Raw genomic sequence first — 19,379 nt, forward strand, 5'->3', positions numbered from 1 at the left:
TGCTGTTGTAATAACATCGGTTTTGATCTTGAAATACAACCTTAAAATACAAAAAAAAGCGAAAACAAAACTGTTTTCGCTAATCTATTTAATCAGAAAAGACTTTTTCAGTGGCCTCCAAAATGCGTCCCTCATTGTTATGGCAACTCGTAAAGATTATCGCCACACATAGTTTCAGAAGCACCGGCGTTGTGCAATTCTACATTTGGATCTGCTGTCCATTGGCAGAATGCGCCTATTGCAATGTTGCTGCAGTCCTGTAAAGTGTTCTGACACTCAAACTGTCCGCCGCCGACATCTACAATTCTGTAGCCTTTTACATTGGCTTTTTTACTCTCTTTTGCCATCATTGTGGCAAATGCTGACCCTGTTCCTAATATAATTAAGGCTACAGGAAAAAGAATTTTTTTCATAATAAAAAAATTTGATAATTGTGCCTACTCTAGGTTACGGTTTTCGGCTTCCCCGTTTTTGAAAATGTTTTTGTAATGAATTGGTTATTCGATATCGGATAAGTTGATGACCAACAATTGCGTAAAAGTTTTTTTCGGTGATCAAAAAATCTGATAATGTTTCTTCTCCAAATTTTTCAATATACAGGCTTCCGATATATTCCTGTTGATCCGTTCTGTAGATGTCGATCACTTTACTATTTTTCCATCTCCTTTTGGACTCATTCTTACCCCTCAAGTCAGAAGGATTGAACAGTAGTCCCAGAAATGGAGTAGCCTGACCGTTAACTTTCAGAGGGGGCTTTTCCATTTTGTTTCTACCATCTGAGAGCGCTCTGGTTTTAATCTGAGCTTTCTCAATAGTATCAATTGTCCGCATTTTATTTTTCAGCTGCATCACTGAATCCATGACTAAAAATTGATTTCTGTAAGAATAAATGTAACTGACAACTCCTCTTTTATGATCGGCGGATAAATGACCGTCTGAATCAAAGACGCCGTCATCTTGCCTTTCAAGAAGCTGAGGAAATAATCTCACCTTATTCTTCCCGGTTTTAGTGATGGTAAGTTGGCCCAGCATCAGATTTTTAGATTTTGCAGATTGCGTTCTGAATGCAAACTGACTGTCGTTGATGACTTCAAGTTGATTAAAGAATACGTCATTATTACTGATTTCCCAATTTTCATTGTCTCCCAGTTTTCCTTTAATGATTATGGGAATAGTTCCGTCATAGATGTAATAATATCCGTTACTAACTTTGATTTCAATCTTTTTGAAAGTGTATTTTTTCAAATCGAGTTTTATTTTGAAACGATTTATTTCACGTAAAGAACTGTCGACAGAAATCAGCTGCTGCGGAAAATTACGGTCCCCCAAAAATATATTCCCTTCACTTTCACCTGCAAAATATAAACTGGATGTTTCCATATCTCTGGTACTGGTCTTAATCAACGGATGCATCAGGAATCTTCTGGTAAAATTATTTTCCTGTTTAATGATGTACTCGGATTTTAGAAATAGAGTAGTCACTAATAGGATTGCTGTAAAATTGAATATGATCAGGTAAGCAAGTGATCTTTTATAGGTCGATTTAGAAGTTTTTGCATTGATCAATACTGAGATTGCGCCTAACACAACACAGCATACATTAAATATTAAATGTTCAGTCCACCCAAGGTCCTCTAAAATACCTCCGCAGGAACAAGGTACAAAGTCACTGTAATTCAATATCAGAAAGATGTAGACTGTAAATGCTGTCATTAATGCTGTAGAAAAATATAGTCCGGACTGTCTTAATTTATCTATGCTTAGAAAAAACACCACGACAATTTCAATTATGATCACTGTGTATGAAACCCATCCTGCATAAGCACTGAGTAAGGGAGACTGTCCAATCTGAACCTGAAAATTTTCAAAGTCCATTGCTTTGCTTACAGCAGCATAACAAAAAAGCAGAATGAAAAAGTAACTTACTACTTTTGGAACATGTGGGATTAGTTTTTTCATTATTTTCTTATTACTATTAAATTACGGAGATTAATATCCATTGGACTGCAGTTCCGCAGTAGTCAGGCATTATTGAGCCTTTTGCCAGAGTAATGGTTGTCTTAAAACTCCCCATACACTGCCATGTCCCGCTGGTCGGACATGTTTGACCCGTTGACTTTTTAGCAGATAAATGAGGAGTAGCTTTCATAATTTTATGGGTTTTTTTCTCCAGTCATGTGTGTCTTTCACAGGTGGATCAGGTTCCAGTTCCAAATCAGAAACTTTCGATTTTGTAGAATCCTGCCTGCTGGAATAACTTGTAGGTTGGCTCTCCTTGACATTGCCGGAAGCAATTTTATATGTTTCAAATTCTACTTCTTCATGGGCACAGTTTTGAACGACAAAACTTCCGAATAAAATACCTAATAGTGGGATTGATTTTTTCATTTTAATAAAATTTTGTAAATAATTCCCGGCCGGATTATTAAGAATTCTTAGGTCAAAGATAGAGGGAAGATGTGCCTGATAAAAGGCAATGGGGAGCATATTTTAAAATTAGGACGCGCTTATTCCGATATTAGTGCATCTAAAAAATTCAGGAAACAGGCACTATGTCTTATTGTTTCTTCATTAGGCAGTCAGAATCTTTTATCCACCTAGAAAATGCAGGATTATCTTTCAATTTTTATTTATTTTTGAAGAACACCAATCACATTTTAGGAATGTCAGAAAGAACAATACTTACTTTTTTTCTTTTAATCACCGGAGTGATGTTGCTGTCACAAAAAAATGTCAGCCCATCCTACGCTGAGCTCAGAAAGAAATATGAAAATCTGGAAAAAGAAGACACGGCTGCCCTGCCTTATGTCAGTAATTTTATTCAGAAAGCAAAAAAGGAGAATAATTTTGAAAAACTTTGTTTAGGATACAAAGATGCAGTATTCTTTACCACGGATGCACAGGTGAAGCTTTCCTATGCTGACAGTACCATTGCAGCAGCATTTAAATCAAAAAAAAATGAATTGATCAGCGATGCATTTTTGGGAAAGGGGATTATTTATTATTTCAATTTCAGAAAATTTCAGTTAGCTTCGGATGAATATGTTAAAGCGCATCAATATGCTGTCAAAACTGATGATGAATATCTTCAAAAGAAAATTATTTATCATTTGGGTGTTGTCAAAAGCTATCTTGGATATTACAGCAAGGCATTACAGCTTTTCAACCAGTCCATAGAGTTTAATGAAAATAAAGCAAAAAATGAAACCAATGCTAACCTGCGTTTTAATTATTGCAGGGGCTATCTGAACAGTCTTCATCAGATGGTAATCTGCCATCGGAACCTCAATCAAAATGCAAAAGCCGACAGCTTACTGGACGTAGGTCTGTCAGCCACAAAAAATAAATCAGAATTTACACTTGAGCGCGCTTATTTTCTTAAATGTACAGGAATTATCTTTTATAAAAACAATCAGTACAGCGATGCGCTCTATTATTTAAAAAAGGCTTTGCCGGTCATTGAGCAGAAAAATGATTTTACATGGGCAGCCGTGATCCACTTCTACCTGGGAAATATTTACCTGAAGCATGGGGATGACAGAAAGGGAATTATGGAATTTAAAAAAGTTGATTCTATCTACAACAAGCATCAATTTCTTCTGCCTGAAGCATCAGATAGTTACAGAAGTCTGATTAGGTACTATAAAAATAGACAAAATGAAAAAGAGCAGTTGTACTATACCGATCAGCTCCTTGAGGTGAATGAAGGCATAAGAAGGGACTTTTCATATTTGGCTGAGAAAATCTATGAAGATTTCGAAATAGCGGGACTGGTTAAAGAAAAACATCAATTGGAGAAGTCGATTAATTTACAGAAAATAACCATCTTACTGGTCTTTATCCTTTCTTCAGGTCTTATCCTTTTTCTGATTCGGAGATACCGGAAACGGGAGCAAAATCTGAAGCAGAAGTATGCAGAACTTATTCTCAGACTTAATATAGCACAGAAACAGGAAGAAGTTTTGCCACAGCCACAAGCTCCCTCAAGGAATAAAAATGAGCTGCCCGGTGATCTGGTACGAAGGCTGAAAATTAAGATTCAATATTTTGAAGACCATCATCAGTTTCTTGAAGCCGGACTGACTGTTGTAAAACTTGCGGATCGCTTCAAGACAAATCCAAATTACTTGTCTGCATTTATACATGATTATAAGGGCGCCCACTTCTCAATCTATCTTATGAATTTAAGAATTAGTTACATAACCAATAAGCTAAATTCAGATCCAAATTATCTGAAATTTACGGTGAAAGCTTTGTCTCAAATGTGTGGAATTGCTTCGAGAAATAATTTCGCAACCCATTTTAAGTCTGTCAATGGGATAGGAGTTTCCGACTTTATCAAGATGAAAAGGAAAGATATTAAGGGAGACTTATAGCGAAATGCCACAGGAAGTTTGTAAATTTCTGAAAAAAGGACATGGTAAACAAAACAATTTTAAAAAAGACAGAACAACTTTACGAAAAATTAAAACTTGATCTTGAATACATCGAACTTAAAGAGGAAGATTTCATAAGGATTTCAGAGCTCAGCCTTTTTAAAATCGACGAGGCGGTCAGAGGCTTAAAATCCCTGCTTACTAAATTTGAATTTGAATGTGCAGCAGATGAGATTTATTTTTTCAAAAACCTGAAGCCTCTTTTTATTTCAAAATTCATCTATCATTCCAGGGTTATCGATATTCTGACCTATCTGCCTTCTGCCGGCCGCGAAGCGCAACTTAATTATTACCGCCAGGAAATTGAAAAGCTCACTCTGCATCATGATAATCATATTGAATTTTACAGCTACTACAGAAGAGGTGCTGGTTATCTCGATCAAAAATATTTCCTTAGAAGAATGTATGACCTTAAAATGAGTTTACCCTCCGGGCTTTATAATTACGACGAAAACTTTACCTCTTCACATGATCATCTCGTTGCACAAATACTTGCGCACAGGGAAACCGAAATTTTTATTAACCTGAAAATAGAAAAATTGCGTCAGTATGGAGATCACAATGCTGAGGCACCTACCACCCTGGTCTGGTCTGAATCCAAAGTGTCGCTGGTTGAGCTTGTATACGGTCTTTTTCAACTGAGCTGTTTCAATGGAGGAAACATTGAACTAAGTGAGGTCATCAGATTTACTGAAAAAACCTTTAATATCGATCTGGGAAATTATCATAAAACAATTTTTGAAATCCGTAACAGAAAGCAGGGTCCAACAAAATTTCTGCAGATGGTCAATGACCATCTTGTTCAGCATTTTAATAAAATGGATGATTTTCAATAGATAGTTTGTTATTCCCGATATGCTGTAACTTTTGAAAGCAGTTGCGAAATTTTCTCCTGACTGAGTAATATTCTGGTATAGTAATTGTGAAGGATAAAAACGCATATATTATTCATCTTTAATATCCTTTCAATCCAAACCCCAGCATTTAAGCTGAGGTTTTTTTATTTAAAAACCGATTGGGTATAGCTCGAACACTTAAATAGCAACAGAAATAATTCTTTTGATATATAGATATATGTGATACTTGAGGTAGAGAGCATATCATCAGATCCTGTTTTCAAAATAATTACTAAATCAAATGCTGCAAATCCGGATCATTTTTAATCCTTTCCAGTTCAAAAGTGATAATGGCCGAAATGTCTGTTTTAATTCTTCGGTAATTTTCATCAATCACCTGTTTCATTTGATCATTTCCATCCTTATCTACAAAACTTAAAACCTCCGGTATTTTCCGATAGTTTTTTGTTTCTCTCGCAACCAGATCATTATCGACAACAATTTCAGCATGAAACATTTTCTGCTCAATCCTTTCATCAAAATTATCAGACACTGCTCCGACAAAAACCCCCTGTGTTAACGTAGATATTTTCGAGGCAGGAATTAAAGTATCCAGTTGTGTTGAGATAGAGGTGGAAGTGTCATTTCTGTTGATTGATATGCTTTGTCTTTTCTGCAGAACTTTTCCGAAACGTTCCGACAGGCTTTTAGCTGTTTCGCCTACTACCTGCCCGCTAAAGATATTACCAACTGTATTCTGGATTACCTTACTTTCCTTATCCCCGTAATCTCTGGTCAGCTGCGAAAAATCCTGAAATCCCAGACAGACTGCTACTTTATTGCTTCTTGCTGTGGCAATCAGATTGTCAAGTCCCCGAAAATAAATGGTTGGCAGCTCATCAATGATTACTGAGCTCTTCAGCTGTCCTTTTTTATTAATCAGCTTAACAATTCTTGAGTTGTAAAGACCCAAAGCAGCAGAATAAATATTCTGTCTGTCAGGATTATTTCCTACACAGAGTATTTTAGGTTCCTTGGGATTGTTAATATCCAGTGAAAAATCATCGCCTGTCATCACCCAGTATAACTGCGGGGAAATCATTCGGGATAACGGAATTTTAGCGGAAGCAATCTGTCCCTGTAACTGATCCTGTGCGCCACCTTGCCAGGCATCCATAAAAGGGGAGAGATAGTTTTCAAGATCAGGGTATGAGGTTAGAATGGTAAAGACATCTGAATATTTTTTATTTAACAGTTCGATGGCGTGTGGAAATGTACAGTACTTTCCATGCTCATAGATCTTCAAAAACCAAATAATCGCAGCGAGTAATATAATCGGGGATTCAACAAAAAAATCACCCTGCTTCTGTATCCAGCTTCTATTCAGATTCAGCATAATGGTATAGGCAGCTTCATAAGCATCTGAAATATCAGTCATAAAATCTGGATTCAATGGATTGCAACGATGGCTTTTCCTTGGATCATCAAAATTAATTACAAAGAATTTTGGATGCACTGTGTACCGAGCAGTGTGCTTTAACAAATGATTGTACGCAATCGTAGAAAGATCATCAAATTTAAAATCATAAATATACATTGAAAAGCCTTTTTCTATATGCTGCCTGATGTAATTATTGACAATAGCATAAGATTTACCTGAACCCGGCGTTCCTAAAACGATTGTTGCTCTGAAGGGATTGACAACATTGATATAGCCGTCATTCCATTTTCCTTTGTAATAAAATTTGGTGGGAAGATTGACAGAGTACTCATTCTGCATCAGTTTAGTTTCCTGCATAAAGCTTTCATTCTCACTGTTAAAAACATCATCCATCAGATTATTTCGCAGCAGCCGGCTCATCCAGACTCCGGCAACCATCAGAGTTATATATCCCAATCCCATGGACAGTATATAAAGAATATGACCAATGTTTAGGACCATACCCAACAAAGGAAAATTTAAAAAAAAGAGGATAAATCCAGTCCCCGCAACAAAATATATTTTAGACCATTTTATCTTTTCATTCTTTACCCCTTTTGTTCCCAGGCAGCTTAATGCTAATAGAACGAGTGCAAATATTTTGGAATATAAAAGATTTGAAAACAGACCTGCTTTACGGTCAAAATTGTACAGTATTTTATTTACAAGATCTAAAGTCCAGCCCCTTTCCAAAAAAAAGCCGTGACAAAACCAATAGAGATGCATCAAAACCAACAGAATGCTGATGGCTCTCATGAACCCCATTATTTTTGCCAGACTTTTTGCGTCATCTTCTCCCATAAGATTATATAATTATTTGGGAGCGAATGTAAAATACGATAAGATTGAAGCCCGCATTATTGAAATTGCCGTCATTATTAGGCAGCGTTTGTCAATTTTGCAGAAGATATTTTGCACCTCAGCGTTTCTTTTTCCGTCTCTTTTTCATCTGATGCTCAAATTCAAGTTGCTGCTGAACACTGTCATTATCAAATGATAATAATCCAACTGCTGATTCCATAAAGCTCTCTTCGGATTGACTACCATTCTGATGGTTTTCTAAAAAACCGAAAAGTTGATGTGGTTTTTCTGACAGTGCAACTGAAGGTTTATCTGTATTCAGGATTTCATTTTTATCTTTGCGTAATTTTTTATTTTCCGATAGATTTTCATTTTTCCATCTTTCATTTAAACTATTGGAAGAAAATTCTTTCCCCAGACCTGATCCGTTCCATACAGTTTTTGAAGTATGGTCAATGAATGTAATTCCATACATCATACCGCTGCTGTTTCTCCGAATGACTGTATTAATTCCCTGTCTGATTAAGTTGTTTTTAAAATCATTTTCATTGAATGTCGATTCCAAGGTTTTGGCAATAACCCCCTTTAGATGAGATTTTAAGATATTATCTTTAAGAGATTCACGACATTTTTGAAAATGTTTTTCCAAAGCTGAAAGTCCGGCATCTCTGCCAAACAGGGATGCCTTAAAAGGTGTTCCTGCTTTTTTACCACCTTCATTAAGTGGAAAGTAGAGTAGGCCACTTTGTAATTTACCTTGAAGTTCACCATCTGCTTTTTCTGTTGTAATATTAAAGAGAGAAAGCAATGCATTGTATTCTCCTAAGCTCCGGTAGCGGTAGTATTTCGGAAGATGACGGATGACGGAGGCAATCTGCTTTTTAACATCGCCAGCTCTGTAATCGACAGGATGAAATGTCAAGTCATATTTATCATCTCTCTTCACTGTAGCAGGAGCTAATTCGAACTTGTTTTCCAACGCTCTGCATATCTCCATTGATCTTCTTTTCTCAAAGCGATCTGAAATCTTTCTTCCCATCTCATCAACAGCTACTGAAACAATATGAATGTGCGTCCGTTCTATATCCAGATGTTTAAAAACAACATAAGGCTGTTCTCCATATCCCATCTCTTGCATATATTCCTGTGCAAGCCTTACAAAACCTTCATCGCTGATCTTATCTTTTGGATCAGGATTCAATGAGATATGCAGAGTGTACTTTTCTGTATTTCGGTTTGCTGCCAGATAAGAATCAAATGATTGTGCTAATTGAGATACTGAATACCGGCCATCAGTCGTTTCAATCATTTTATTGGTCATTAAAATTTTTCCTTTCTCACTTTCAACCTTCTTATGATTGTAGGCTAGCGCACCATACAGATTACTGCTTCTCCCAATTTTTGCAATCATTTTATGGTTCTTTTTTCAGGTGATTTCGATTAAATTCTTCCGTCATCTCAATGATTTTTTTACACAACGCGGCTAACTCGGCAGTCTGCTTTTCCAATTTATATAAAAATGCAGCTGCTTTCCGGTCAGAAAACTGTGTATGTAAGAGCTTTACCACCTGATTATAATTGACTCCAACTGCACGAAACTGAGAATAAAAAGAGGTTAACCGCATATAATAGTCTACCGCTCCCTTATCAATTTTCACCGTTTTAATTTCTTTCGAAAATAATACTGAGACTATAAATTTTGCTTTATTAGAAAGTCCTGACTCTTCAAAAAGCATCATTATACGGTCATTTTCTTCATCTGTAAGTCTAAAAACGTGGCGATGTGTACTTGGATTGATCTTAGGTTTTCTGCCACCCTTACTTCTGTACTTATTATTTTGGTAGGTCATAATGCTGTAAATATTTAATGATAAAAACTTCGACTTCGGAGAATGTTTCCCTCTCCCGGCAGGGCAAGTTGTTTTGAGGCACAAAAAACAGTTATGAGGCACTCAAAACACAACTTGCCGTGTTCCGGTGAACACCCTTATTAATAAGTAGATGATTAATGTATAGTAATTCCACATGATCATAACATTCCCCATTAAATCAAAAATCTCATAAAAATGAAGTGTGAACATTTACTGGATTTCCTGAAGCAAAGTAAGCGCTTAACCAATAAGGTTCGATTAACTTCATTAAGGACAAACTGTACTTTATAGTGACATGAAGCGCCATAGGCTATGATAATATGCTGTAAGTTTTTTGCTTTGCAGTGTAGTGTTTGCCGGCACTCTGACAGTCCTGGATGATCACTCTACTGTTTGTCTGCTTGAAGGATGAAGTTTGTTACAGAGAGGAGGAATGCAGGAAAGCAGGATTGCTGGAATTCAAGGCAGCTCGCATGACAGAATGGCTGAAGTCAAATCAGAAAGACTGAAGCAGATATGACGCTCCGTATATTATGCCAGGTAAACAGGTAGTGTGTGTGATGGCATTCTTGAAAGAAAGATTGCATCACTGACAACAGTTCTGCAATCCATCGGCTTTGCATATGAGCAGGCTCACAAGCATTAAATCTCATCTGCCCGCAAGAAAGCCATTCAGAATGCAGATTGAAGAGATGGCTGACTGTAGGGCTGAGGGACAGCATTATGAAATTATTTTGGTACTTAAATTTTTAGATATGGATACAAAAAAGAAAACTTTGTTCATTGCATTTTCATCTCAGAAAGGGGGTGTAGGAAAAAGCACATTCACCACTTTGCTGGCAAGTACTTTACATTACAGGATGGGATACAATGTTGCGGTGTTTGACGCAGATTTTCCTCAGTACAGTCTGTCAAAAATGAAATCTCGTGACTTGACAATGGTTATGGAAAATGAGACTTTAAAAAAACAAGCTTACAGACAGTTTACAGTAATTAATAAAAAAGCCTATCCCATTATTCAGCACAAGGCAGATACGGTTTTGGAGGCTGCGAAAGATTTTATTCAATCTTCGGCGGTATCTCCTGATGTTATTTTTTTCGATCTGCCCGGAACCGTCAATTCGTCAGGAATACTGAACGCGATTGCGGGTATGCACCATATCTTTACACCTATAACGGCAGACAGGCTGGTTATGGAGAGTACACTAGTCTTCACACAGTTATTACAGGATGTCGTGATGAAAAAAGGGGAGACCTCTATTGAGACAGTAAACCTCTTCTGGAATCAGGTGGACGGCAGGGAAAACACACCGCTATATATAATTTACGGACAACTTATAAAGCAATTAGACCTTAGCCTGATGGATAGCCGCATTAAAAACAGTACACGGTTTCGGAAAGAAAGTGAAATTGACAGCAAAAATATTTTCCGTTCCACTTTACTTCCGCCAGATGAACGCCTGATGAAGGTTTGTCAATTAGATTTATTTGTGAAAGAATTCTTAAAAATAATTCAATTGTAAAATGGAAAAGAACTCTAAAAAAAATGTACCGGCTATTGATGAACAAATGATGATGAATATGATGGTCGATGGAGTAAAAAAAGATGGGTTTGAGGTTCCTGAGACCAACAGTTTATCTGAAGCTGACGCTGTAACGAAACTGGCAGCACCAGAAAATAAGCCTTCGCTCAAAGAACGAAATAAATCAAAAAAGTCATCAACTGAAAAGTATGGAGACCAGTTTCTAAGTACACATTCCATGGCAAAGCGTGGTGATAAAAGCATCTACATCAGGCAGGAGTATCACGAAAGACTCACGCGTATTGTACAGGTAATCGGCGACGACAATATTCCCTTATATGCTTATCTGGACAATATCCTTGAACATCATTTTGACCTGTTCGAAAAAGCGATCACTGAAGATTTCAATAATAAGTTTAAACCGATTTTTTAATTATGGAAACAGTAATTATTATATGCCTTTTGATTGTCATTTTCCTGCTCATGCAGGATAAGGCTGCCAATAAAAAAATATTTGACCCAAGTAGTCCCTGTGAAGATAAAAAAAATAAACATCCATCGGTTATGGGAGAGCCAAAGCGACTCATTCTCAATAGACACCAATCAGATTCCTCAGAGCCTGAAAAAAAATATTCGGAGACAGCATCGGAACGTTTGAACGTCGAAGACTCAAAAGAGGAAAGATATTTTCAGATTCCTAATGAAGACCTGGATAAAGTTTTTTCCGGTCCGGTTGATTTGGAAGAGGAGGAAGAGGAATGGAAAAAATACGGATTTACAGTTGATTCCGCTAATTTAGCTCAGGGAGTTACTTTTGAAGAATTCGACGACGCAGGAAGATTGTTGAGAAGTGATCCCCTGCGACCCATTGAAAAAGATGCAGCAGTCCATCTGTTCAGCAAAATTCAGGGCACAGAATTATTTAACCTGCTAGAGAGTTCTATTAATGGAGTGTCTGTAAAAATAGCAACACTGCTGGACAACAGCTTCTCTAAGGGGGACATTAAAAAGGATGTGACAGAATTTGATATCAATGAGTTTATCTAGCTCAATCTTAACAAAAAGATAAGTCTATTTGGGTTTCTTTAGGTTTTTTTAGTTTTAATAAGACCTACTTTTGTATCATTCTCAATTTATTTGAGTTTTCATGGTTATTAGTTTTTTACCCGGCATTTGCTGGGTTTTTTTATGCTTCTTAAATTGCTGCATACCTGATTTTATTTTGAGAATGACTTACTGCTATAGTGTAGTAAAGCAATCCGACGCCAATGTCTCTCAGATCATTCCAGTTTACCAGTATCCTTCAATGCTCCCGATACATTTGTTCCCGAAAGCTGCAGAGTGCAGTTTTCGTGAACTAAAATGTTTCAATTATGAAAAAACAGAAGATTAAATTTCTGATCTGCGGTTTATTTCTTTTTACTGCATCTCAAACATTCGCACAAGGCAACGGCACCGCCGGTATTAACGAAGCCACCCAAATGGTCACTTCCTATTTCGAGCCTGCAACCCAACTTATCTACGCTATCGGAGCAGTCGTCGGACTCATCGGGGGAGTAAAGGTCTACAACAAATTCAGCAGTGGTGATCCCGACACCAGCAAGACTGCAGCCAGCTGGTTCGGAGCATGTATCTTCCTTATCGTAGCCGCTACCATCCTCCGTTCATTCTTCCTCTAAAAACACTGAATATGAATACCTATCATATCAACAAGGGAATCGGACGAACGGTTGAGTTCAAAGGACTGAAAGCTCAGTATCTGTTCATCTTTGCTGGTGGACTACTGGGACTTTTAGTGTTGGTCATGATCCTCTACATGGCCGGAGTCAATACCTACATCTGTTTATCGATTGGAGGAATCAGCAGCAGTCTGCTGGTCTGGCAGACCTTCTCTTTAAACAGAAAATACGGTGAGCACGGACTGATGAAACTCGGTGCGAGGAAAAAACATCCCCGTTACATTATCAGCCGAAAGTCCATCTTCCGATACAGCAGAATAAATTCTAAAAAAGCAACAGCATGAGAAATACATCCAGGGCAGCAACTTTAGAAAGCAAATTTCCCTTGCTTGCAGTAGAAGAACACTGTATTATTTCAAAAGATGCTGATGTTACAGTTTGTTTCAAAGTAAGACTGCCGGAGCTCTTTACTGTTGCTTCAGCAGAGTATGAAGCTATCCATTCCGTATGGTTTAAAGCGATTAAGACATTGCCTGATTACAGCATTGTTCACAAGCAGGATTGGTTTATCAAAGAAAATTACACTCCTGACCTGTCAAAAGAGGATCAAAGTTTTTTGTCCAAATCCTTCGAAAGACATTTTAATGAAAGACCTTTTCTGAATCATTACTGCTATCTCTTCATCACTAAAACCAGTAAAGAACGAATGAGACTGCAGAGCAATTTCTCATCGCTCTGCAAAGGAAAACTCATCCCAAAAGAGATCAGAGATAAAGAAGTTATTGGAAGATTCATGGAATCAGTAGATCAGTTCGAAAGAATCATAAATGACAGTGGATATGTGGGACTGGAAAGAATGACAGAAGATGAGATTACCGGAACAAAAGATCAGTCAGGATTATTGGAACAGTACCTGACTTTATCCAGAGACCACAATCCATCCCTGCAGGATATTAATCTAGGTGCAGAAGAAATGCGGATCGGCAATAACCGAATCAGTATACACACGCTTTCTGACACCGATGATCTTCCCGGAACAGTAACTTCTCACAGCCGTTATGAAAAATTAAGTACAGACCGCAGCGACTGTCTGCTGTCTTTTGCTGCTCCGGCAGGACTTTTACTCAACTGCAATCACATCTATAATCAATATCTGTTTATAGACAACAGTGATGATAACCTGAGTAAATTTGAAAAGTCCGCCAGAAATATGCACTCGCTGGCCAGATACAGCAGAGCCAATCAGATCAATAAAGAATGGATTGAGAAATACCTTAATGAAGCACATTCATTTGGTCTGCAATCCATCCGCGCACACTTTAATGTTATGTCTTGGTCAGACCATCCTGCTGAATTAAAACAGATCAAAAATGATACAGGAAGTGCACTGGCTTTAATGGAATGCAAACCCCGGCATAATACCACCGATGTTGCCACATTGTATTGGTCAGGCATTCCCGGAAATGCAGGTGATTTTCCAAGCGAGGAAAGTTTTTACACGTTTATCGAACCCGCCCTCTGTTTCTTCACTGAAGAAACCAATTATCAAAATTCACCATCTCCTTTTGGAATCAAGATGGCTGACCGGTTGACCGGAAAACCAATTCACCTGGATATCTCCGATCTTCCGATGAAGCAGGGAATTATCACCAATAGAAACAAGTTTATTCTTGGGCCATCAGGAAGCGGAAAATCATTTTTTACAAACCATATGGTCAGACAGTATTATGAACAGGGAGCTCATGTACTATTGGTTGATACCGGAAATTCTTACCAGGGTCTTTGTGAATTAATTAAAGGGAAAACAAAAGGGGAGGATGGAGTATATTTTACCTATACAGAGGACAATCCGATTGCTTTTAATCCATTCTATACAGACGATGGTATTTTTGATATTGAGAAAAGAGAAAGTATTAAAACTCTGATTCTCACCTTGTGGAAAAGGGATGATGAAGCGCCTACAAGATCTGAGGAAGTCGCCTTATCGAATGCTGTCAGCGGATATATTGAGCAGATCAAAAAAGCAGAGCAGCATCCTTCCTTCAACGGTTTTTATGACTATGTAAAAAACGATTATCAGGCAGTATTGGAGCAAAAGAAAGTGCGTGAGAAAGATTTCGATATCGCCAACTTCCTGAATGTTCTCGAACCCTATTATAAAGGTGGAGAATACGATTATCTGCTGAATTCAGATCAACAGCTGGATCTGCTGTCCAAACGGTTTATTGTTTTTGAGATCGATGCCATCAAAGATCATAAGATTCTTTTTCCCATCGTGACCATCATTATTATGGAAGTATTCATAAACAAAATGAGACGGTTGAAGGGAATCAGAAAACTTATTCTGATTGAAGAAGCATGGAAAGCCATTGCTAAAGAAGGGATGGCAGAATACATCAAATACCTTTTTAAGACCGTAAGAAAATTCTATGGTGAAGCCATCGTAGTAACGCAGGAAGTGGATGATATTATTCAGTCACCGATTGTCAAAGAAAGTATCATTAATAATTCAGACTGTAAGATCTTATTGGATCAGCGAAAATACATGAACAAATTCGATGATATTCAGGCAATGCTCGGTCTCACGGACAAAGAAAGAGCTCAGGTTCTGTCGATTAATATGAACAATGATCCGAAAAGACTTTACAAAGAAGTGTGGATCGGATTAGGCGGAACCCATTCTGCAGTCTACGCTACGGAAGTTTCTACAGAGGAATATCTCGCTTACACCACCGAAGAAACCGAAAAGATGGAAGTCATGAAGCTGGCTTCAGAACTTGATGGGAATATAGAACATGCCATCAGGAGGATATCCCTAAAAAGGATTAAAAAGACTAAAGACAATATCTGAAAAATAATCAATCAATTAAAATTAAAAGCAATGAAAAATCTAATCATTACAACAGTTTTGGTCGCCACAGCTGCTTCCATAACTTCGGCACATGCACAATTTGTCGTGACCGATCCTGCGAATCTGGCATCCGGAATATTGAACTCCGCTAATGAAATTGTGCAGACTTCAAATACAGTTTCCAATGTGGTCAAAAACTTTAATGAAGTGAAAAAAGTTTACGAACAGGGTAAGGAATATTATGACAAACTCAAAGCAGTCAACAATCTGGTCAAGGACGCCAGAAAGGTACAGCAGACCGTTCTGTTAGTGGGTGATGTGTCTGACATGTATGTCAATAATTTCGGAAAGATGCTTAATGACCCGAGCTTTAATACACAGGAACTGACCGCCATTGCCAACGGGTATTCCACATTACTTAACGAAAGTACTGAACTGCTTAAGGAGTTAAAGCAGATTGTCACCTCCACCAATTTGTCCCTGAATGACAAAGAGAGAATGGATGTCATTGACAGGGTTTATAAAGAAGTGAAGGATTATCATAATCTGGTTCGCTACTACACGAACAAAAATATCTCTGTCAGCTATCTTCGGGCTAAAAAGCAGAACAATGCCCAAAGGGTTTTAAATCTTTACGGTACGGCAAATCAAAAATACTGGTAAGATGGAAGAGACTAATTTACACGAAGTACTTCGCTCGGTATATGAAGAGATGATGCCGCTTTGCGAAGAAATGGCCAATGTGGCAAAAGCTGTTGCCGGATTGGGAGCCTTGTTTTATGTTGCTATTAAAGTCTGGCAGTCTTTAAGCAAGGCCGAACCGATTGACCTCTTTCCCATGCTCAGACCTTTTGCCATTGGAATCTGTATCATGTTCTTCTCAACATTGGTTCTAGGAAGCATTAACGGAGTTTTGAGTCCCATAGTTGAAGGCAGTCATTCCATGCTGGAAGGTCAGGTTTTGGATCTGAATGAATTGCAGCAGAAAAAAGATCTGTTAGAAAGGGAGGCTATGCTTCGCAATCCTGAGATGGCCTATCTGGCATCAGATGAGGAATTTGATAAAAAACTTGAAGAGCTGGGCTGGTCACCATCGGATCTGGTCACGATGTCAGGGATGTATATGGAAAGGCAGATGTTTGAGGTCAAAAAACAGATCAGGAATGGCTTTCGTGAATTTTTGGAGATACTTTTTCAGGCAGCAGCTTTGGTTATTGATACGGTCAGAACCTTCTTTCTGATCGTCCTTTCAATTCTCGGACCTATAGCATTTGCTATTTCGGTTTGGGATGGATTTCAGTCCACACTGACTCAGTGGCTCACCCGGTATATCAGTGTGTACTTATGGCTTCCCGTCGCAGATATATTCAGTGCAATACTTGCTAAGATCCAGTCACTGATTATCGAAAGAGATATTGAAATGCTTTCCGATCCTGATTTCATTCCTGATACATCCAACACGGTCTATATCATCTTTATGATTATCGGAATCATCGGATACTTTACAGTACCGACGGTAACTGGCTGGGTTATACAGGCCGGAGGTGCAGGCAACTTTACGCGCAATGTCAACCAGACCGCACAGAAATCCGGAAACATTGCCGGTGCCGCCGCAGGTTCAGCAACAGGCAATATTTCAGGAAGATTATTAAAATAATTAAACCAAACAACAATGGAATTTAAAACCTTAAGAAATATAGAAAACAGTTTCAAACAGATCCGGCTTTTTACTTTTGTTTTTGCGCTGTTATGCCTGGTAGTGGTAGGATTGGTCATCTTCAAATCATACCAATTTGCAGAAGAACAGCGACAGAAGATCTACGTTTTGGATAACGGAAAATCGCTGATGGTAGCCTTATCTCAGGATATGTCGATCAACCGTCCTGTAGAAGCAAGGGAGCACGTGAGGCGTTTTCATGAACTCTTCTTTACCATTGCTCCCGACAAAAATGCAATTGAAAGCAATGTCAAAAGGGCTTTCAATCTGGCTGATCAGTCTGCGTTTAACTATTACAAAGATCTTTCAGAAAAGGGATATTACAACCGGATGATCAGTGGAAATATCCAGCAGAGAATTGAGATTGACAGCGTTGTCGCAGATTTCAACAGCTATCCATACGCTGTTCAAACGTTTGCCAGGCAGTTCATCATCAGATCCAGCAATCTGACCATCAGAAGTCTGATCACCAACTGTTCACTGGTAAACTCGGTAAGATCGGACAGCAATCCTCAGGGATTTACAATTGAAAAATTCAACGTTGTTGAAAATAAAGATGTTGAAACCGTTGACCGTTAAAATCAGGAGCTATGAAAAAGTTTAGAAAAACAGTTGACCAATACATTCGGCAGGCAGAACAAAAGTGGAAAGCTCTGCCGGAAAAACGACAGCGACAGTTCACAAAAGTCTTCCTGGCAGCCTACACGTTGCTGACCGTCTGTGTATTTGTACAGATCTGGATGAACGGAGCCAATGGTAAAAACATTCCAATCGGTGGACACATCAACAACATTCCGGCAGGTATTCAACCGATGAATCAGTCCTTGAAAACGACATCTATTACGAACATTCAAAAATGACCAGAATGAAAGATTCAAATACAACTCAGGTAAGAGTTACTGAAGGAGCTTCCGATTTATCATCGAACAATGATGTTCAGGAGAACAGGAGATTACTGCTGGAAAAATTAAAGAAACCGCTCATTTATTTTTTGATGGCTATTGTTTGTTGCGGTTGCCTGTACCTGATTTTTAAACCCAAAGAAAAAATTGTTACAGACGATATCGGTTTTAATTCAGTCATACCACAGGCTGCTGATGATCAACTCCAGTCAGACAAACAGAAAGCGTATGAAAATCAATTGTTGGAAAATAAAAATGAAGAGAAGAGAAATGCACTCACCACCTTGTCAGATTACTGGACTGATCCAGAGACTTTAAAAGATGGAAGCAAGGAAAGTTTACATGCTCAATCTTCAAGAGATCCAAACCGAAATATTTTACAGGGTGATCAGAACGCCGTCAACAGTTATCGAAATGCACAACAGACATTAGGCTCTTTTTACACTCGGGATGATCAGGAGGTCAGACAGCTGAAAAGAGAGATCACCCGACTTAAAAATGAATCATCACAGAGAGAGGCATTGCCTACAGGAACAACAATAAATGATCAGCTTGAACTGATGGAAAAATCGTATCAGATGGCTGCAAAATATCTTCCAACCTCTGCCAGCCAGGAGAAATCCGAACAAAAGCAACTTCCGGAAAAAGATGACGACCAGAAGAAATTACAGGTCACCGCTGTCCAGCCTGTCAGCAAGAATATGGTATCAAGTCTTTACCGGGAAGTCAGCGACAGTGCTTTTTTAGAAGGATTGCAAAAAAACAGATTTAGTGGGTTGCAGAACTACTATGAGACTAAAGGTTTTCAAAACAGAAACAGTATCCGGGCAGTCATCCATGAGACAAAAACCATTACTGGTGAAAGCATGGTCATCTTGAGACTTTCGCAACCGATGATGCTTGCAAAAATGTTGATTCCTGAAGGAACACTTTTAAAAGCATCAGGTAAATTTCAGGTGGGAAGACTGCAACTTAAGATTTCAACAATTGAATACAAAGGGAACATTCAAAATGTTGAAATCAATATCCATGATAATGACGGTCAACCGGGACTTCATAATCCTTATTCGCCGGAACAAAATGCCGTGACTGAGATTTTGGCAAATATGGGACAGACTTCCGGAACGAATATTATGATGACCCAATCAGCAGGACAGCAAATTGCCGCAGATCTGACAAAGGGAGTTGTTCAGGGAGTTTCAGGTTATTTCCAGAAGAAAGTCAGGCTTCCAAAAGTAACTGTTAAAGCCGGACATCAGGTTTTTCTGGTCTCCAAAAAATAA

Annotated in this window: 19 protein-coding genes; 13 read left to right on the forward strand and 6 right to left on the reverse strand. The window is 38.3% G+C overall.

Annotated features, from left to right (window positions below):
- Positions 1–137: 137 nt before the first annotated feature.
- The 3 genes from IC610_RS19335 to IC610_RS19345 all read right to left on the reverse strand — a co-directional run bounded on the left by IC610_RS19335 (position 138) and on the right by IC610_RS19345 (position 2,388).
- Positions 138–413, reverse strand: a complete 276-nt coding sequence (locus tag IC610_RS19335) for a DUF6520 family protein (protein ID WP_191738429.1) — start codon at positions 411–413, stop codon at positions 138–140.
- A 34-nt stretch (positions 414–447) separates the two neighbouring features.
- A complete protein-coding gene (locus tag IC610_RS19340; protein WP_228462972.1) occupies positions 448–1,959 on the reverse strand; it encodes a MauE/DoxX family redox-associated membrane protein in 1,512 nt (503 codons plus the stop codon).
- A gap of 186 nt (positions 1,960–2,145) precedes the next feature.
- On the reverse strand, positions 2,146–2,388 hold the full coding sequence (locus tag IC610_RS19345) for a hypothetical protein (RefSeq protein ID WP_191738431.1): 243 nt from the start codon (positions 2,386–2,388) through the stop codon (positions 2,146–2,148).
- Positions 2,389–2,663: 275 nt separating this feature from the next.
- Between IC610_RS19345 and IC610_RS19350 the strand changes: the two genes are divergently transcribed.
- Positions 2,664–4,376, forward strand: a complete 1,713-nt coding sequence (locus IC610_RS19350; RefSeq protein WP_191738432.1) for a helix-turn-helix transcriptional regulator — start codon at positions 2,664–2,666, stop codon at positions 4,374–4,376.
- A gap of 41 nt (positions 4,377–4,417) precedes the next feature.
- Positions 4,418–5,272, forward strand: coding sequence for an RteC domain-containing protein (locus IC610_RS19355; RefSeq protein ID WP_191738434.1), 855 nt, complete (start codon positions 4,418–4,420; stop codon positions 5,270–5,272).
- Positions 5,273–5,564: 292 nt separating this feature from the next.
- On the opposite strand, the gene mobC is transcribed toward IC610_RS19355, so the two are convergent.
- The 3 genes from mobC to mobA all read right to left on the reverse strand — a co-directional run bounded on the left by mobC (position 5,565) and on the right by mobA (position 9,403).
- Entirely contained in the window at positions 5,565–7,553 is a 1,989-nt protein-coding gene (gene mobC / locus IC610_RS19360; protein WP_191738436.1) for a conjugal transfer protein MobC, read from the reverse strand.
- Between the two features lie 118 nt (positions 7,554–7,671).
- Entirely contained in the window at positions 7,672–8,964 is a 1,293-nt protein-coding gene (gene mobB, locus IC610_RS19365; RefSeq protein WP_191738438.1) for a conjugal transfer protein MobB, read from the reverse strand.
- A 1-nt stretch (position 8,965) separates the two neighbouring features.
- Entirely contained in the window at positions 8,966–9,403 is a 438-nt protein-coding gene (gene mobA, locus IC610_RS19370; RefSeq protein ID WP_191738440.1) for a conjugal transfer protein MobA, read from the reverse strand.
- 776 nt (positions 9,404–10,179) lie between these two features.
- On the opposite strand from mobA, the gene IC610_RS19375 reads away from it, so the two are divergent.
- The 11 genes from IC610_RS19375 to traM all read left to right on the forward strand — a co-directional run bounded on the left by IC610_RS19375 (position 10,180) and on the right by traM (position 19,379).
- A complete protein-coding gene (locus IC610_RS19375) occupies positions 10,180–10,947 on the forward strand; it encodes a ParA family protein (RefSeq protein WP_191738501.1) in 768 nt (255 codons plus the stop codon).
- Between the two features lies 1 nt (position 10,948).
- Positions 10,949–11,380: a DUF3408 domain-containing protein gene (locus IC610_RS19380; protein WP_191738442.1), complete on the forward strand. Its 432-nt coding sequence runs from the start codon at positions 10,949–10,951 to the stop codon at positions 11,378–11,380.
- 2 nt (positions 11,381–11,382) lie between these two features.
- Entirely contained in the window at positions 11,383–11,994 is a 612-nt protein-coding gene (locus IC610_RS19385; protein WP_191738444.1) for a conjugal transfer protein TraD, read from the forward strand.
- A 326-nt stretch (positions 11,995–12,320) separates the two neighbouring features.
- Entirely contained in the window at positions 12,321–12,626 is a 306-nt protein-coding gene (locus IC610_RS19390) for a DUF4134 domain-containing protein (RefSeq protein WP_191738446.1), read from the forward strand.
- Between the two features lie 11 nt (positions 12,627–12,637).
- Positions 12,638–12,970 carry a DUF4133 domain-containing protein gene (locus IC610_RS19395; protein ID WP_191738448.1) on the forward strand — a complete coding sequence of 111 codons (333 nt, stop codon included), beginning with the start codon at positions 12,638–12,640 and terminating at the stop codon, positions 12,968–12,970.
- Positions 12,967–15,477, forward strand: coding sequence for a TraG family conjugative transposon ATPase (locus tag IC610_RS19400; protein WP_191738450.1), 2,511 nt, complete (start codon positions 12,967–12,969; stop codon positions 15,475–15,477). Before IC610_RS19395 ends, IC610_RS19400 begins: the two co-directional genes overlap by 4 nt.
- 30 nt (positions 15,478–15,507) lie before the next feature.
- A complete protein-coding gene (locus IC610_RS19405; protein ID WP_191738452.1) occupies positions 15,508–16,140 on the forward strand; it encodes a DUF4141 domain-containing protein in 633 nt (210 codons plus the stop codon).
- Position 16,141: 1 nt separating this feature from the next.
- Positions 16,142–17,134, forward strand: a complete 993-nt coding sequence (traJ, locus tag IC610_RS19410) for a conjugative transposon protein TraJ (RefSeq protein WP_191738455.1) — start codon at positions 16,142–16,144, stop codon at positions 17,132–17,134.
- Between the two features lie 15 nt (positions 17,135–17,149).
- Positions 17,150–17,773 (forward strand): conjugative transposon protein TraK, encoded by a 624-nt coding sequence (gene traK / locus IC610_RS19415; protein WP_191738457.1) that lies wholly within the window; start codon positions 17,150–17,152, stop codon positions 17,771–17,773.
- 11 nt (positions 17,774–17,784) lie between these two features.
- Positions 17,785–18,054, forward strand: coding sequence for a nitrogen regulatory IIA protein (locus tag IC610_RS19420; RefSeq protein WP_191738459.1), 270 nt, complete (start codon positions 17,785–17,787; stop codon positions 18,052–18,054).
- A 5-nt stretch (positions 18,055–18,059) separates the two neighbouring features.
- Positions 18,060–19,379: a conjugative transposon protein TraM gene (gene traM / locus IC610_RS19425; protein ID WP_191738461.1), complete on the forward strand. Its 1,320-nt coding sequence runs from the start codon at positions 18,060–18,062 to the stop codon at positions 19,377–19,379.

This window comes from Chryseobacterium caseinilyticum, from assembly GCF_014837145.1.
GTDB classification, from domain to species: domain Bacteria; phylum Bacteroidota; class Bacteroidia; order Flavobacteriales; family Weeksellaceae; genus Chryseobacterium; species Chryseobacterium caseinilyticum.

Excerpts from the sequence above, each read along its gene's own strand:
- IC610_RS19380 (WP_191738442.1), top strand. The coding sequence starts at position 10,949 with ATGGAAAAGAACTCTAAAAAAAATGTACCGGCTATTGATGAACAAATG.
- mobC (WP_191738436.1), bottom strand. The coding sequence starts at position 7,553 with ATGGGAGAAGATGACGCAAAAAGTCTGGCAAAAATAATGGGGTTCATG.
- IC610_RS19395 (WP_191738448.1), top strand. The coding sequence starts at position 12,638 with ATGAATACCTATCATATCAACAAGGGAATCGGACGAACGGTTGAGTTC.
- IC610_RS19385 (WP_191738444.1), top strand. The coding sequence starts at position 11,383 with ATGGAAACAGTAATTATTATATGCCTTTTGATTGTCATTTTCCTGCTC.
- traJ (WP_191738455.1), top strand. The coding sequence starts at position 16,142 with ATGGAAGAGACTAATTTACACGAAGTACTTCGCTCGGTATATGAAGAG.
- IC610_RS19390 (WP_191738446.1), top strand. The coding sequence starts at position 12,321 with ATGAAAAAACAGAAGATTAAATTTCTGATCTGCGGTTTATTTCTTTTT.
- IC610_RS19420 (WP_191738459.1), top strand. The coding sequence starts at position 17,785 with ATGAAAAAGTTTAGAAAAACAGTTGACCAATACATTCGGCAGGCAGAA.
- IC610_RS19400 (WP_191738450.1), top strand. The coding sequence starts at position 12,967 with ATGAGAAATACATCCAGGGCAGCAACTTTAGAAAGCAAATTTCCCTTG.
- traK (WP_191738457.1), top strand. The coding sequence starts at position 17,150 with ATGGAATTTAAAACCTTAAGAAATATAGAAAACAGTTTCAAACAGATC.
- IC610_RS19375 (WP_191738501.1), top strand. The coding sequence starts at position 10,180 with ATGGATACAAAAAAGAAAACTTTGTTCATTGCATTTTCATCTCAGAAA.
- IC610_RS19345 (WP_191738431.1), bottom strand. The coding sequence starts at position 2,388 with ATGAAAAAATCAATCCCACTATTAGGTATTTTATTCGGAAGTTTTGTC.
- IC610_RS19405 (WP_191738452.1), top strand. The coding sequence starts at position 15,508 with ATGAAAAATCTAATCATTACAACAGTTTTGGTCGCCACAGCTGCTTCC.
- IC610_RS19335 (WP_191738429.1), bottom strand. The coding sequence starts at position 413 with ATGAAAAAAATTCTTTTTCCTGTAGCCTTAATTATATTAGGAACAGGG.
- IC610_RS19355 (WP_191738434.1), top strand. The coding sequence starts at position 4,418 with ATGGTAAACAAAACAATTTTAAAAAAGACAGAACAACTTTACGAAAAA.
- mobB (WP_191738438.1), bottom strand. The coding sequence starts at position 8,964 with ATGATTGCAAAAATTGGGAGAAGCAGTAATCTGTATGGTGCGCTAGCC.
- traM (WP_191738461.1), top strand. The coding sequence starts at position 18,060 with ATGAAAGATTCAAATACAACTCAGGTAAGAGTTACTGAAGGAGCTTCC.
- IC610_RS19350 (WP_191738432.1), top strand. The coding sequence starts at position 2,664 with ATGTCAGAAAGAACAATACTTACTTTTTTTCTTTTAATCACCGGAGTG.
- IC610_RS19340 (WP_228462972.1), bottom strand. The coding sequence starts at position 1,959 with ATGAAAAAACTAATCCCACATGTTCCAAAAGTAGTAAGTTACTTTTTC.
- mobA (WP_191738440.1), bottom strand. The coding sequence starts at position 9,403 with ATGACCTACCAAAATAATAAGTACAGAAGTAAGGGTGGCAGAAAACCT.